The 15,408-nt window shown below is 63.4% G+C and carries 12 protein-coding genes and 1 pseudogene; 9 read left to right on the plus strand and 4 right to left on the minus strand.

From position 1 onward, the window contains the following. Positions 1 to 34: 34 nt before the first annotated feature. Positions 35 to 1,339 (minus strand): NRAMP family divalent metal transporter, encoded by a 1,305-nt coding sequence (locus ACQR1X_RS21480; RefSeq protein WP_434899515.1) that lies wholly within the window; start codon positions 1,337 to 1,339, stop codon positions 35 to 37. Positions 1,340 to 1,502: 163 nt separating this feature from the next. On the opposite strand from ACQR1X_RS21480, the gene ACQR1X_RS21485 reads away from it, so the two are divergent. Beyond that, positions 1,503 to 5,360 (plus strand): ATP-binding protein, encoded by a 3,858-nt coding sequence (locus tag ACQR1X_RS21485; protein ID WP_434899516.1) that lies wholly within the window; start codon positions 1,503 to 1,505, stop codon positions 5,358 to 5,360. 99 nt (positions 5,361 to 5,459) lie between these two features. Then, positions 5,460 to 6,395: a hypothetical protein gene (locus ACQR1X_RS21490; protein WP_434837758.1), complete on the plus strand. Its 936-nt coding sequence runs from the start codon at positions 5,460 to 5,462 to the stop codon at positions 6,393 to 6,395. A gap of 12 nt (positions 6,396 to 6,407) precedes the next feature. Here the strand turns inward: ACQR1X_RS21490 and ACQR1X_RS21495 are convergent, their stop codons facing one another. Next, complete coding sequence (locus ACQR1X_RS21495) at positions 6,408 to 6,593, minus strand: hypothetical protein (RefSeq protein WP_315803600.1); 186 nt, start codon at positions 6,591 to 6,593, stop codon at positions 6,408 to 6,410. A 501-nt stretch (positions 6,594 to 7,094) separates the two neighbouring features. Here ACQR1X_RS21495 and ACQR1X_RS21500 point away from each other — a divergent pair. From ACQR1X_RS21500 to ACQR1X_RS21520, 5 genes and pseudogenes are all read left to right on the plus strand, one after another. Next, entirely contained in the window at positions 7,095 to 7,217 is a 123-nt protein-coding gene (locus ACQR1X_RS21500) for a hypothetical protein (protein ID WP_316180034.1), read from the plus strand. A gap of 40 nt (positions 7,218 to 7,257) precedes the next feature. Next, a complete protein-coding gene (locus ACQR1X_RS21505; protein ID WP_316216954.1) occupies positions 7,258 to 7,521 on the plus strand; it encodes a hypothetical protein in 264 nt (87 codons plus the stop codon). Positions 7,522 to 7,779: 258 nt separating this feature from the next. After that, positions 7,780 to 8,304 (plus strand): annotated as a pseudogene (locus ACQR1X_RS21510) (phage terminase large subunit); the annotation flags it as partial. 412 nt (positions 8,305 to 8,716) lie between these two features. Next, the gene (locus ACQR1X_RS21515; protein WP_316180036.1) at positions 8,717 to 9,178 is read left to right on the plus strand and encodes a GNAT family N-acetyltransferase; all 462 of its coding nucleotides are present in this window, start codon (positions 8,717 to 8,719) and stop codon (positions 9,176 to 9,178) included. 192 nt (positions 9,179 to 9,370) lie between these two features. Further along, positions 9,371 to 10,633, plus strand: coding sequence for a CaiB/BaiF CoA transferase family protein (locus tag ACQR1X_RS21520; RefSeq protein ID WP_316180037.1), 1,263 nt, complete (start codon positions 9,371 to 9,373; stop codon positions 10,631 to 10,633). 53 nt (positions 10,634 to 10,686) lie between these two features. On the opposite strand, the gene ACQR1X_RS21525 is transcribed toward ACQR1X_RS21520, so the two are convergent. Beyond that, entirely contained in the window at positions 10,687 to 11,415 is a 729-nt protein-coding gene (locus tag ACQR1X_RS21525; RefSeq protein WP_315753506.1) for a CBS domain-containing protein, read from the minus strand. Positions 11,416 to 11,577: 162 nt separating this feature from the next. On the opposite strand from ACQR1X_RS21525, the gene ACQR1X_RS21530 reads away from it, so the two are divergent. After that, a complete protein-coding gene (locus ACQR1X_RS21530; protein WP_315803596.1) occupies positions 11,578 to 11,940 on the plus strand; it encodes a hypothetical protein in 363 nt (120 codons plus the stop codon). Between the two features lie 206 nt (positions 11,941 to 12,146). Then, complete coding sequence (locus ACQR1X_RS21535; protein WP_434880468.1) at positions 12,147 to 13,820, plus strand: PHA/PHB synthase family protein; 1,674 nt, start codon at positions 12,147 to 12,149, stop codon at positions 13,818 to 13,820. A gap of 40 nt (positions 13,821 to 13,860) precedes the next feature. On the opposite strand, the gene ACQR1X_RS21540 is transcribed toward ACQR1X_RS21535, so the two are convergent. Continuing rightward, on the minus strand, positions 13,861 to 15,405 hold the full coding sequence (locus ACQR1X_RS21540) for an AAA family ATPase (RefSeq protein WP_434899517.1): 1,545 nt from the start codon (positions 15,403 to 15,405) through the stop codon (positions 13,861 to 13,863). Positions 15,406 to 15,408: the final 3 nt, after the last annotated feature.

Below are 15,408 nucleotides of genomic sequence, written 5' to 3' on the forward strand. Positions count from 1 at the left end.
GTTGCAGCCGACGCAGAGGGACATGCGATGGCCGCTAGGCGCGGCCCGTGACGAATGACCACAGCAGCGCCAGCACGGCGATGGCCATGATGCCTGTCCCCATCCATCCCAGGGCGATCAGCCAGGACCGTCCGCGGAAGCGGCCCATCAGCCCGGCATTGGACACGATCACCATCATCATCGCCATGATCGGCACGGCGGCGATGCCGTTGAGCACGGCGCTCCACACCAGCATGTGGATCGGGTCGATGCCGGTGAAGCCGAGCCCGAAGCCGATGATCGTGGCGGCAGCAATGATGCTGTAGAAGCCGACCGCCTCGTCCGGCTTGGCCTCCAGGGTCGCGTGCCAGCCGAAGATCTCGGCGACGGCGTATGCGGCCGAGCCCGCCAGCACCGGGATCGCCAGCATGCCGGTCCCGATGATGCCGAGCGCGAACAACAGGAAGGTGAAGTCGCCCGCGAGCGGGCGCAGGGCTTCGGCCGCCTGCGTCGCCGAGTCGATTTTGGTGATGCCATGCGCGTGCAGCACCGTGGCGGTCGTCACGATGATGAAGAACGCGATCGCGTTGGAGAAGATCATGCCGATCGTGGTGTCGATCCTGATCCGGCGGAGGTCGGGGTGGTCCTTCTTCGACAGCTCGCGCAAGGGACGGTCGACCTTGCCCTGGTTCATCTCCTCGACCTCCTGCGAGGCCTGCCAGAAGAACAGGTAGGGGCTGATGGTGGTGCCGAGCACAGCCACCACCGTCAGCAGATAGTCGGCCTCCGTCGAGAGGCTGGGCCAAACCGCCGCGAGCAGCGCCGTGCTCCAGGGCACTTTGACCATCAAGGCGGTCGCGACGTAGGCGAAAAGGCTGAGGGTCAGCACCTTGATGAAAGGTGCGTAGCGGCGGTAGGGCAGGAATACCTGGAGCAGCGTCGACCCGGCGGCGAAGATGAGCGCGTGCTCATGATTGAGACCGCCGATCACCAGCGACAGCGACTCCGCCATCGCCGCGATGTCGGCTGCGATGTTGAAGGTGTTGGCGCCGACCAGCAGCGCGACGAGGCCGAAGACGATCCCGCGTGGCGCAAGCGCGGTGATGTTGGCCGCCAGCCCTTTGCCGGTGACACGGCCGATGCGCGCGCTCACCAGCTGGATCGCGATCATGAAAGGCGCTGTCAGAAAGACCGTCCACAACAGCCCATAACCGAACTGCGCGCCGGCCTGGGAGTACGTTGCTATTCCCGACGGGTCGTCGTCAGCGGCACCGGTCACGAGACCTGGACCCAACAGCCGGAATACGCTCCAGGACGACCGTCTCGGTGTGTTCGGTTCAGATGCAACGGTCGTGGCCATGGCAGCGCTCCCCCGGCGGTGTATGTCTCGAAGTCGCACGCCCCCTTTTTGTTCCCGGCTCCGGAACCGGAGGAGAGTACCTGCGTTCCAGATCACGTCGGATTTCGACCAGGGGGAGCGCGTGCCGGACGAGCGGCAAACAGGGCATGATCAGGAGCTCGGCATGGCCGAGCGCGAGAGGCTTTTTTCCGGAGGCAGTGAGCTGGCCGGACTGATGTTGCGGTTCGATTGGGAGAGCACCTCAATCGGACCGCCGGAGCATTGGCCGCAGAGCCTGAAGACGGCCGTCAGGATCATGCTGACATCCCAACAGCCGATCTGGATCGGTTGGGGAAGGGAGCTGATCTATCTCTACAACGATGCTTACAAGACCATCATCGGCGGCAAACATCCGTGGGCACTTGGCCGACCGATCTCTGCAGTCTGGCACGAGATCTGGGAGGACATCGGTCCGTTGCTGGCCAAGGCCGGCGGCGGTGACCAGGGCACCTATGTCGAGGCGCAACTCCTGATCATGGAGCGCAACGGCTTTCCCGAGGAGACCTACTACACGTTCTCCTACAGTCCCATTCCGGACGACGATGGATCACCTGGAGGAATCTTCTGCGCCAACACCGATGACACTCAGCGCGTGATCAGCGAGCGCCAGCTCTCGTTGCTGCGCGAACTCGCAAATGCCGGGGCCGGGGCCCGCAGCATCGATCAGGCCTGCGCAAGCTGCGCGGACGCGTTGGCGCGGGAGGCGCGCGACCTTCCGTTCGCGATGATCTACATGACCGACCCGGACGGCGAGGCGGCGCGACTGCAGGCCTTGACCGGCATCGACCGCGATCATCCCGCTGCTCAGCCGAGGCTGAGAATTCAGCCGGAAGGAATGTGGCCTCTGGCCGAAGCGCTGAAGCTGCAGGATGCGGTGCTGGTTCGTGACCTTCCGCGGCGGTTCGGTCTCAGCTTTCCGACCGGCGGATGGCGTCAGCCGCCACAGCACGCCGTCGTGCTTCCGCTGCCCGCGTCGGGGGAAGCCGGACGGGGCGGCTTCCTCGTCGCAGGTCTCAATCCGTTCCGCCTCTACGACGAGAGCTATGCCCGCTTCCTGAACCTCGTCGCGGGGCAGATTGCAGCGGCCGTCAGCAACGGCGGGGCCTATCAGGCAGAGCGGCGCCGGGCGGAAGCGCTGGCCGAAATCGACCGCGCCAAGACGACGTTCTTTTCCAACATCAGCCACGAGTTTCGTACGCCACTGACGCTGATGTTGAGCCCGCTGGAAGAGCTGCTCGGCCGCGCCGAGGCCCAACTCACCCCCGAGGCGCGATCCGCCCTCAGCCTGATCCACCGCAACGGCATTCGTCTGCTGAAGCTCGTGAACACGCTGCTCGACTTTTCGCGCATCGAGGCCGGCCGCATGACCGCGCATTTCGAGCCGATCGATCTTGCGGGTTTCACTGCCGAGCTCGTGTCCAACTTCCGCTCGGCGACGGATCCTGCCGGCCTGCGTCTCACCATCGACCGCACGCCCCTGTCCGAGCCGGTGTATGTCGACCGCGACTTGTGGGAGAAGATCGTTCTCAATCTGGTGTCGAATGCGTTCAAGTTCACCCTCGAAGGTGAAATCGCGGTGTCGATCGGCTTGTCCACTGACGGCAATCATGCCGAGCTCGAGGTTCGCGACACCGGCACCGGCATCCCGCCCAGTGAGCTGCCGCATTTGTTCGAACGGTTTCGTCGCATCGAAGGTGCGCGCGGCCGATCCTTCGAGGGCAGCGGCATCGGTCTCGCTCTCGTTCAGGAACTGGTGAGGCTTCATGGCGGGGAGATCGCCGTAGACAGCGAACTCGGCCGCGGCTCGGTTTTCACCGTGCGAATTCCGCTAGGCTCGGCGCATCTGCCGGCGGGCCAGATCGGACCTTCCCGTGTCCTGGCCGTTACCAACGTGCGTGCCGAAGCCTACATCGAGGAGGCGCTCGGATGGCTGAACGGCGGTGGGCGGTTCGAGCTTCCTCACCCGTCGTCATCCGATGACCTCGGAGTTCGCTCCGCGACGGCATCGGCCCGTGATCGCGTGGTGCTCGCGGACGACAATCCTGATATGCGCGACTACGTCCGCCGTTTGCTCGGCGAGGATTATGACGTGGAGGCGGTCAGCGATGGCATCGCGGCCCTCGAGGCCGTCCGACGGCGCCGCCCCGATCTGGTGCTGACCGACGTTATGATGCCGGGGCTCGACGGCTTCGGCCTGCTGAGAGTGCTGCGTGGCGATGCGCAGCTTCGCGACATTCCTGTGGTCATGCTGTCGGCGCGCGCCGGCGAGGAGGCCAAGGTGGAGGGACTTGATGCCGGGGCGAGCGACTATCTCACCAAGCCGTTCAGCGCGCGCGAGCTGCTGGCGCGGGTGCGCGCCAACATCGATCTGTCGCGGGTGCGGCACGAGGCCGAGATTACGCTGCGTGAGCTGAACGAGCGTCTGGAGACGCAGGTCTCCGAGCGTACCGCGGAGCTGCAGGCCAAGGAGGCGCGGCTGCGGACGATCTTCGAGGCGAGCTACACGTTCCAAGCGCTGCTCTCGTCCGATGGGACGCTTCTGGACGCCAATGCGACCTCGCTCGAAGCGATCGCTGCGCCGCTGCACGAGGTCGCAGGGCTGCCATTCTGGGAGACGCCGTGGTTTGCGGGTACGCCCGGCATGCCCGAGGTGATCAGATCCCTGGTTGACGCCGTCGCTCGCGGCGACGGGGCCCGCCAGGAGTTGCAGCTCGAACTGCCGGTCGGCGGCTCACGCTGGTTCGACTTCCAGATGCGGCCGGTGCGGGATGAGACCGGACAGGTGGCCGCCATCGTGCCCGAGGCGGTCGAGCTGACCGAACGGCGCAAGGCGGAGGAGGCGTTCCGCCAGGCCCAGAAGATGGAGGCGATCGGCCAGCTCACCGGCGGCGTCGCGCACGACTTCAACAATCTGCTGACCGTGATCCGGTCGTCGGCCGACCTGTTGCGCCGGCGCCAGCTGTCCCCGGAGCGCATGCGGCGCTACGTGGATGCGATCTCGGACACGGCGGATCGCGCCGCCAAGCTCACCGGACAGTTGCTCGCCTTCGCGCGGCGGACGCCGATGGAGCGCCGCGTCTTCGATGCCGCTGTTCATATCGAGCGGATCGAGGAGATGCTGCAGACCGTGCTCGGCGCACCGGCTGTGATCGAGCTCGATCTCGCTTTGCGCCCGCTTCCGGTCGACGTCGACATCAATCAGTTCGAGACGGCGCTCGTGAACCTCGTCGCCAATGCGCGCGATGCGATGGAGGGGCGGGGCGTCCTGAGCATTCGCGGCGAGATCGTCCGGGAGGGCGGTCAGTCCGGGCAGTCGTCGTTCGTCTCCATTGCGGTCAGCGACACCGGATCCGGCATTCCTCCAGATCAGATCGACCGGATCTTCGAGCCGTTTTTCACCACCAAGGGCGTTGGGCGCGGTACCGGCCTCGGTCTGTCCCAGGTGTACGGCTTCGTTCATCAGTCCGGCGGACGGGTGCTGGTCGACAGCGAGCTCGGCAAGGGCACGACGCTGACATTGTTGCTTCCGCTGACGGACAAACCACTGGGACCGCGCGAGCGGAGCGAGCAGGATGCCGAACAGCTCGCTGCGCGCTGGAGCGTGCTGGTCGTCGAGGACAACCCGGAGATCGGCGAATTTTCCACGCAATTGCTCGAGGACCTCGGCTACCGGACGGTGCTTGCGCGCAGCGGAACGGATGCACTGCGGATGATCGACGAGAATCCCGAGAGCTTCGATCTCGTGCTCAGCGACGTCGTGATGCCCGGCATGGACGGGGTGACGCTCGGCCAGGAAATCCGCCGGCGGTTGCCGATGATCCCGATCGTGCTCAACAGCGGTTACAGTCATGTCCTCGCTGACGGTGACCGCCACGGTTTCAGCCTGATCCAGAAGCCTTACTCGGTCGACGAGCTGTCGCGCGTGCTGCGCCGTGTCATGGCCACGCGAGCGGCAGGCGCGAAGCCGGCGCCGTCGGCATGAGACGCGCGGCAGCTTTCCCCTGACCCCGGTCGGCTTCGCGCGATCAGCACTTGAAGGATCGTGCTTGACCGGCGTATTTTCGGTGCTGGGGGAAGTCTCATGGCACACGAGGAATGGCGGCTGCGCGGCGGTCGGACGCAGCGGCGGATATCTGCTCTTGTCGCGGGCGCGGCACTGGTCATGAGCGGCAGTGCCCTTGCCAAGGACGATGAGGCGGATGAGCCGGCGGGTCTTGCCAACGTCTATATCGATTTCCGCACGAACTACGCCTATCTGCCCGGCGCTGCGTTGTCGACGGGCCTCGGCGACACCTCGCTGTTCGGAACGCTGTCCCAGCTCGCAACCTTGCGCAAGCTGCTCGACCGGCCAACCTTGCCGGGACGCCCGCAGCTCTCGGTTCCGACCAACCAGGGCGTCGGCGTCGACGTTCCGCTCACGGCGGATCTCGGCGACGCGCTCTCGCTCTATGGCGGCTTCACCGGCAGCGCGTCCTACAACGGCCTGTCCGGTTGGTCTGACGTCGCGGTGACGAGTTGGTTCCTCGGCTTCCAGGCCGATGTCTATCAGCAGAACGGTGGCGCATTTCCGACCTTGACGCTGCAGTCGACGCTGACGCGGTCGGTGCCGGACTCGCCGTTGGCGACAACGTCGTTCAATACGGTGGTCGAGGCGAAATACGCGCTCGACCCCGACGAGATGCGCGGCTGGCTGGCGGGCATCCAATATGCTCACACGGAGATCGACACCGTTCTGGCGCGGATCGGCGACACCACCGCCGGCTATGTCGGCGGCTTCTATCAGTGGGACAACAACTGGAAGGTCTCCGCGCGGGTCGGGCTGCAGTCGTTCGGCGGTGCGCAGCTGCTCGCCCTCGCGCCGATCGCGGCCTACACGCAGCCACTGGTCAGGCTCGATCTCGATCGCATGGATGACGACGACAATCGCCTGTTCGGCATCACGGCGCAGATCGCATGGGCGCCGAAGCCGGTCTATCAGCTGACCGTGCGAACGCCGCTCTACGCGATCAAGAACTGATCGTCGACGCTGCTATCGCATGCTGACGAACTTGCCCCAGAGGCCCGCGAGCAGCGCACCCGTCATCATGTAGTGCGGCTTATCGCAGAACAGGCTGCCGTAGCTGCAGACGTCGGCACCGACCGATCCGAGCTGATGCTGCGCGGCCGCGTAGAACAGCGCGGACAAGGCGGCCAGAACGACTGCGACGACATACATCAAGAAACCTCCTTCCGGCTCAGCCCGACGAGCTGCGAAATGAACTGATGATCGGCGCGCATTTGGGCGCTTGACACGTCGGGCAAATCAGGCGCATTTTGCCAACGTCGAAAAAATCATAGAGCCCGCGCCGATCAGTCGGCAGCGGGCTTTTTATGTTTCAGGAAAGGAATTCGCGCGGTGGTTATCGAAATCGGAAAACCCGATCGCCGCATTTCGATCAAATTTGACACGTCGGGCAAATCACTGACAAAATGTCAGCATCGAAATTTCCGAAATTGCGGTGGCCGCAGCCCGCCAACAGCGGTGGGCTCCTGTTCGGGGATGCTGGCGCGACTGCTTCCGGATCACCTCATTTTGCCGTTCGGCAGCGTGTGCTCTCATAGTCATCCGGATGTTGACCGTCCCGCGCGAACGGGGTGGTCGCGGGCACGATGATCGTCGTCGTGCCCGCAGCGGTCCCTCACGTGAGGGATAAGGTTCGCGCCCGAAGCGATCGCGTTGGCCGCGATCCGCCGCGCCTTTCTGTTTTCAACCGATCGGGACAGGACGATGACCGTCTATCTGATTTCGCTCGCCCTGGTAGGGCTCGTCGCGATCGCCGCCGGCGATGCGCTGTCGTGACCACGTTCCAAATCCACTTTGCAAGATTCCGGAAGCGACCATGTCGAAGACGATCACTGAAATCCGCTCGATGGCGCGCAGCCACACCAAGACGGCGATCAACACGCTGGTCGGTGTGATGCGCTCGCCCAAGGCGACCCATGCGGCCCGCGTGTCGGCCGCCAATGCCATCCTCGATCGCGGCTGGGGCAAAGCGCCTCAAGCGCTACAGAACGGCGAGGACGGTGCACTGGAGCTGATCCACCGCATCGAGCGGGTCATCGTGCATCCGGATGAGCACGATGAGGAGCAGGTGGATGAGTGATGGCAATTGCTGCGGAACAGAGCGCGGGCACCGAGCATCTTATCGCCCAAAGAGCTTCTCAAGAAAATGGTCATCGCCACATGAGCGCGGCTGTCTAGGGAGCGCCTTTACCGAACATGCTGTCTGAGCGGCGTGGGTCTTGGCGACAACTTGATCTGATCCCTGCACTGTCGCGAGCGCGATGATCCACCGCGCCGAACTGCAGACCGACTGCTGCGAGGCCTTCCATTGTCCACCCTCAAGATTCCCACCGCGAAAGTGTTCGAGCCGCTGCTCGCGCCGGCCCGCTACAAGGGCGCGTTCGGCGGGCGCGGCTCAGGCAAGTCGCACTTCTTCGGCGAACTGCTGGTCGAGACCTGCCAGGCCGAGCGGGGTACGCTCGCGGTCTGCATCCGCGAGGCGCAGCGGACGCTGGCGCAATCCTCGAAGCGGCTGATCGAGGGCAAGATCGCAACGCTGGGCCTCGGCCAGGGCTTCCGGCCGTTCAGCGATCGCATCGCGACGCCGGGCGATGGGCTCATCATCTTTCGCGGGATGCAGGATCACACGGCGGAGTCGATCAAGTCGCTGGAGGGATTCCGCATCGCCTGGATCGACGAGGCACAGACCCTGAGCGCGCGCTCGCTGTCGCTGCTGCGGCCGACGATCCGCGCGCCGCGCTCGGAGCTGTGGGCGAGCTGGAATCCGCGCCGCAAGTCGGATGCCGTCGACGACTTCCTGCGCAGCCGCAAGCCGGATGGGGCGGTCGTGGTCAAGGCGAATTGGCGCGACAACCCGTGGCTTCCGGCGGTGCTGGAGGAAGAGCGGCGGCTCGACCTTGCGCTCTATCCGGATCGCTACGAGCACATTTGGGAGGGCGACTACGTGCGCGCGTTCGAAGGAGCCTATTTCGCCGATCTGCTGGCGCAAGCGAAGCGCGACGGGCGGATCGGCAGGGTGGCGGCGGATCCGCTGCTGCCGTTGCGCGCCTTCGTGGATATCGGGGGCGCCGGCGCCACGGCCGACGCCTTCACGATCTGGATCGCGCAGTGGGTCGGCAACGAGCTGAGAGCCGATTTCCAGCACCTGCGGCGCTGGCGCAAGAGCGTGGAGCAGGCTCAGAGCTACACGTTCAAGGCCGTCATCACGGTCATCGCGACAGGTCTGATCGGCGCGATCTGGCTCGGCATCAAAGTCGTGCTCGGAAGGTAATGCCGTGCCAGCCAGGACCTTACGGCGAGACCGCCGCTTCCGCATCAGGGAGGTCGACGCTTGCGAGCCTGACGTTCTCGACACCTTGAAGGAGCTCCATGCGCGCACATTCCTCGATTGCGCGCCTCTGCCTGATTTCGAGAGCGGACAATGGTGGATATCGACCGAGCTCGGACGGCCCGTTGCCTTCGCCGGAATGACGCCGTCATCCCTCGGCAAAGGCATCGCCTACCTTTCGAGGGTTGGTGTTCTCCAAGAGCGGTGTGGTTACGGCCTGCAGCGGCGGCTGATGCGTGCGATCGAGCTGCGCGCGCGCCGCTCGGGACTGGATTGCATCGTTTCGGACACGACCTGCAACATCGTTTCCGCGAACAATTTCATTCGGTGCGGATATGTGTTGTTCCAACCGGGCCGGCCCTGGGCCTGGGGGAACTCGCTTTATTGGCGCAAGATGATCCGGCGGTGAGCTGTCGACCGACGACTTATGCAGATTGCATTGCGCTGCAGCAGAACTAGGCTGGCTCGACAGCTCCGACCCAGGCTTTTTTTGCGGCCGCCGTTGAGCTAACCATGCGTTGTCGGACGTTGGAGGCAAGCCGCGCCCGGCAGTGAATGGAAGATCGCTTCAGACGATCAAAGCCGCGGGAAGGACTCTGGGATGCCGGCCGAGGTCACCCTGCCAGAGCGTGCGCCACGGTCGCCTGACGCGCCGACCGCGCTGGCTGGTCTGCTGGTGATCGACTTCACACGTGTCGTCGCAGGGCCCGCGTGCACACAGACGCTGGCCGATTTCGGCGCCGAGGTGATCAAGATCGAGCAGCCGCTCACGGGGGACGATACCCGGGCATACGAGCACGCCGAGCTCGGCGGAGAGAGCGCTGCGTTCCTCAGCCTCAATCGGAACAAGCGCGGCATGGTGTTGGATCTCACGATCCCGCAGGCCAGAGACGTCGCGCGTGCGCTGATCGCCAAGGCCGACATCGTCGTGGAGAATTTCTCGTCGTCCGTCATGGAGAAGTTCGGGCTGGACTATCAGGCATTGTCCAGCACCAATCCCGGGCTGATCTATTGCTCGATCTCGGCTTACGGACGCTCCGGTCCATTCGCGTGGCGATCAGGGTTCGATCCGATCACCCAGGCCGAAAGCGGGTTCATGTCCCTCAACGGTTTCGCCGACGGTCCGCCGGTGCGGACCGGTCCTCCGATCGTTGATCTGGCCACCGGCATGTCCGCCTGCAATGCCATCCTGTTGGCACTTGCCGCCCGGCAGCGGCTCGGTCGCGGGCAGCACGTCGAGGTGGCGCTGTTTGACATCGCGTTGGCGATGACAGGCTTCTCCGGAATGGCGTATTTGATGAATGGCGTGAACCCCACGCGAACGGGAAATTCGCCGAACGACTCTCCGACGGTCGGCGTCTTTGAAGCGTCAGATGGCCCGCTCTACATCGCATGTGCCAACGATCGGCTCTACCGCCGGCTGTCGACTGAGGTGCTTGGTCGTCCGGATCTCCTGAGCGATCCTCGCTTTGCCACGCGAAGGGCGAGATGGGTCAACCGTGCGCAACTGCGCGGCCTCATCGCCGACATCCTTGCCACGGAACGGATGGATGTCTGGATATCCCGGATGAACCAGGCTGGAGTTCCGGTTGGACGCGTTCGAACGGTCGAGCAGGCGTTCAACGCGGCCGAGGTCCGGATGCGCGACCGCACCTGTCGTATTCCGCACCCGACAGCAGGCTCGATACCCAACGTCGAGCCTGCAATCACCATGAAGCTCACACCAACCGTCGAGCCGACGGCGGCGCCGCGGCTCGGTGAGCATACGGCCGCAATCCTGCGCCACAGGCTTGGGTACACCGAGCAGGAGATCGAAGCCCTGCGTCGGGTAGGGACGTTCGGACGCAATAATCCGGGAGCCTGAGGGCATCGTCACTGTTGCCGGACACGGAGGAGCGGCAGCGTCCTCAGCAGCCATCAGCCGGCTTTGGCCATTTCATCGTCTTCCGGTGAGTTCAGATACATGCCCGACATGGTGTCGACCCAGCACAGATGATCATGCACCTTCTTGACGCCAGAGATGTTCTCGGTGGCAACGATTGCCGCCTGCCGCGACCGCTCCTCGGTAATGACGCCGCTCAGATGAACGATGCCGTCCTTAACGATGACGGACAATCCGAACGGGCACCAGTCGTTCTTCTCGAGGGCGTCGATCACGCGGTTGCGGATGTGATCGTCGTCGGCCGTTGGATCCGGAACCTGCCGCCCGAGCGCGGCGACCGCTTGCAGCAGGTTCGCCCGTGACACGATGCCGATCACTCGGTCTCCCTTGACCACGGGCAACCGCTTCACGTGGTTCTTTTCCATCAGTTCCACGATCTCAGCCAGCGCGGCGTCCTCGGTGATCGTCAAGGGAGACTTGGTCATCACCTCTGACACTTTGCGACCATGCTCGTGGACGAAGTCGGCCGCCGACTTTCCGGGCCCGAGAATGAATCGCAGCCAGCGGCCGCGCTTTCGCCCGGTGCCGATCTCCGTTCGGCGGATGAAATCGCCTTCCGAGACGACGCCCACCAGCTTTCCGCCGGGATCGACCACTGGAAGGCCGCTGACGTGCCGTTGAAGCATGATATTTGCCGCATCCACGATGGAAGTGTCAGGGGTGACGGTGATGACGGGGCGGGTCATGATCTGATGGGCGCGCATGGCGAACTCCAATGTCAAAAGCTAAGAAAAAGTAACCCGCTGCCACGGTCTTGAATTGACGCAGGTCAAAGCAGGTGCCGCCGCCGTCATTGACGCAGCTCAAGGTCTTGGCTTTGAATTGCAGCTATACGGCCTTCTGATCTAGCGAGAGGAGAGGTGCCCATGTCCGAGTTCTCCGGGACCAAGATCCTGGCCGACGAAACGGCCGAACTGTCCGAACGTGTCGCTCTCTCCAACAAGCACGCACTTGAGCTGCTCGTTGGCTCCCAGCAGATCATCATGGAGGAGATTCTGTTTGCCAGCAACGAAGTGTTGGATCGCGCGCGTACGGAGACGCATCTGCTGGCCGAGTTCGTGTCGAAGCTGGCCGGCGTGCATTCCGTGACGGGAATCCAGGCGATGGTTCAGGAATGTGGACGGCATCAGATTGATTTCGTCAGGCGTGATTGCGATCGACTTTTCAAACACGGGCAGCGCCTGATTGATGCCAGCGTGAATCTTATGGGGCAACGGTGGCGAAACTGAAGAGTGCGGGTGTGTCGCGTCCCGAACGGGAACGCGAAGGAACGACCGACAACGACCGAAGCAGTGCCGTTGTCTCTGCAGGGACCTCTTTGAAGCCGGCTGCTGCGCTCGCCGCATCCGACGCAAAGTTGCTCTCCCGCGAAGCCGACGCGAGTTCCGGCGAGCTTCGACGCGAGGATCACGAGCTGGACAAGGCCTTCAGCGCGATGCTGGCTCGGCTCACCGGCGGAATTTCCCCGGCCGCTCTATCAATGGCGTATCTGGATTGGGCTTGTCATCTGGCCGCAGCACCTCAGCGCCAGATCGAAATCGTTCGAGATGCCTGGTACGGCGCAAAGCAGGTCGCTGAACGGTCCCTGCATTTTGCAGACCCGAATCGTGGTCCTTGGGACCTGATCAAACCGCAGGCGAACGATCATCGCTTTTCCACGCCGCAATGGGCGACGTACCCGTTCAACTTGTTCGCCCAGGCGTTCCTGCTCGGGGAAGATTGGTGGCACAAGGCGACGACCGGCATTCGTGGTGTCGACCCCGCCAACGAAGCCGTCGTCGACTTTTCAATTCGTCAACTGCTCGACATCTTCGCACCATCGAACTTTGCCGCGACCAACCCGGAAGTCTTGGAAAAGACGTTTCAAAGCGGTGGAGAGAACCTGATCTTCGGCTGGCAGAACTGGCTCGCCGATATCATGCAGGTAATGCAGCCCGGAAAGATATCGAGCAATGGTGAGTTCGTCGCCGGCAAGACCGTCGCGACCGCACCGGGCAAGGTTGTGCTTCGCAATCAGTTGATTGAGCTGATTCAATACCTGCCGACGACCGAGAAGGTGCGACCAGAGCCGGTCCTGATCGTACCGGCTTGGATCATGAAATATTACATCCTGGATCTATCGCCGCACAATTCGCTGGTCCGATACCTGACCGACCAAGGCTTTACGGTTTTCATGATCTCCTGGCGAAACCCCGGCGCGGAAGACCGGGATCTTGCGTTTGACGACTACCGCTCGCTGGGCGTCATGGCGGCCCTGGAGATGATCGGAACGATCATTCCGAATACGCCGGTTCATGCCGCAGGCTATTGTCTCGGCGGAACGCTTCTTTCGATCACGGCGGCGGCCATGGCACGGGACGGTGACCAGCGTCTGAAGACGATCACGCTGTTTGCGGCCCAGACCGATTTCACCGAAGCGGGAGAGCTGACGCTCTTCATCAATGAAAGCCAGGTCGCCTTTCTCGAAGACATGATGTGGGAGCGTGGATATCTCGACACCACGCAGATGGCGGGCGCATTTCAATTGCTGCGCTCCAACGATCTGATCTGGTCGCGTGTCTCGCGCGACTATCTTCTCGGTGAGCGCGCGAATCCGAGCGACTTGATGGCATGGAACGCAGATGCGACGCGGCTGCCGTATCGGATGCACTCCGAGTATCTGCGCAAGCTGTTCCTGAACAACGATCTCGCCGAGGGGCGATATCGGGTCGAGGGGAAACCCGTTTCGCTCTCGGACATCCACACGCCGATGTTCGTGGTCGGGACCCTGCGTGATCACGTTGCGCCCTGGAAGTCGACTTACAAGGTCCACTACGAAGTTGATGCCGACGTCACTTTCGTGCTCGCGAGCGGCGGCCACAATGCCGGCATCGTGGCGCCGCCGGGCGAGCAGGGGCGCTCCCATCAGATGCGGACCAAGGCAGCCGACGCGCCATATCTCGGGCCGGACGAGTGGCAGAGCACCTCGCCAAAACTGGAGGGGTCATGGTGGCCGGCGTGGACGGCATGGCTTGGACAGCAGTCGGGTGCACCGGGCGCGCCGCCGCAACTCGGGGCAGATCGTTCAAATGATCTCGGAGACGCGCCGGGCGACTACGTGCACACGTAGTCGCCGCTTGTGGCGGTCAGGCAGCGTTATTCCACCGGACTCAGGTGCCGATCCGGAGCAATGATCGGCTTCGTTCCAGTGTCGTCTCGGCCGTGCCCGACGCATCCACCCGGAGCCAATCCAGGGCGCCGATGTCGTAGCGTTCCTGATCTTCGGCAATTCCAACCGTTGCATCGGATGCATCGTCGACTCGATGGTGGATCCGCTCCTGCCGGCTGCGCAAATCTGCGACGAGGAAGAGACCGGCAAAGGGCAACTTCAGCCGGTTCGCGAGATCATGGATCGCCTGTCGTTCATCCGAACGTGCAAACACGGCGTCGACGATCACCGTGAAGCCTTGTGAGAGCACGCGGCCGGCCTGCGTCGTCAACTCTCGATAGACCCGTGCACTCGATGCCGGCGTATAGGCCGCAGCTGGGAGGCGTTCGGTTTCCTTCACGCCGGATAGTTGCTTGCGCAGCACGTCGCTGCGCAACACGATTGCTCCCGGTGGAGGAGCCAAGAGGGGAGCCAGAGCCCGGGCGAGCGCAGATTTTCCCGTTCCCGATAATCCGCCGACGGCGACCACCCTCGGCTCCGCCGGCCGAATGAGGCTGCGCGCAAGTTGGAAGTAGCTCTCTGCGATCCCGATGGTCGCAGAGCGGTCTGCCTCCGAGTGTTCGGCATCACTGCGGTCGAGCCTTGCAAGAAAGACTTGCGCACGGATAGCGGCCCGGATCGCCATGAACAGAGGCAGAGCAGCCAATCCACCGGTCTGGTCGGGCGCAGCGATCGAGAGGTAGCGATTCAAGAGATGGTTGGCGGCGATCGACTGCCCGAAGTGCAAGAGGTCCATCAATGGAAACGCGAGATCGTAGAGGACGTCGATCGTGGCTATCCGGTCGTCGAACTCGATGGCGTCAAACAGCACCGGCTTGTCGTCGATGAGAACGATATTTGCGAGATGGAGGTCGCCGTGGCAGCGCTTCACGTGCCCCTCTTTTGCGCGTTGCTCGAGCAGGGGACAGAGCCGTGTGAAGGCCGAGTGGCAAAGAGCGCGGAGTTCTTCGATCTGCGTAGCGTCAAATAGTGGGACGTTTCGAAAGCTGGCGACGAACGCGTCGATCCAGACTGGAAGCGACTGCGTCCACGCGTTGGACGGCATCCGGGTGGCCACGGCATGCGACGCCGCGATCGTCTCCGCCAGACGTTCGCCCAAGCCGATCTCCAATTGCTGGTGGCGAGCGAGGTGATCGAGTGTCCGGCTGTCATCGAAGCGACGCATCTCGACGGCATATTCGACCGGAGTGCCGGATCCATCGACTTCGAATGATCCGTCTGGCGCCTTGGTGATGGCGACGACACGCCGATAGATGTCTGGAGCAAACGGGTGATTCATCTCCATTTCCTTCGCGCACGCTGCCTTGCGCCAATCGAGCGTCGAATAGTCCAGAAATGGCAGCCGAACGGCGCGCTTGATCTTCAGAGCGCGGTCGCCGATCAGAAACACTGAAGCCGCGTGCGTGTCGATCCGGCGGACACCTGGATGTCGGGTGGTATTGCCCAAGAAGGAGAAGACCAGTTCCTGATCGGATGGTGATGCCATGGG

This window comes from Bradyrhizobium sp. HKCCYLRH3073 (assembly GCF_051167995.1).
Taxonomy (GTDB): domain Bacteria; phylum Pseudomonadota; class Alphaproteobacteria; order Rhizobiales; family Xanthobacteraceae; genus Bradyrhizobium.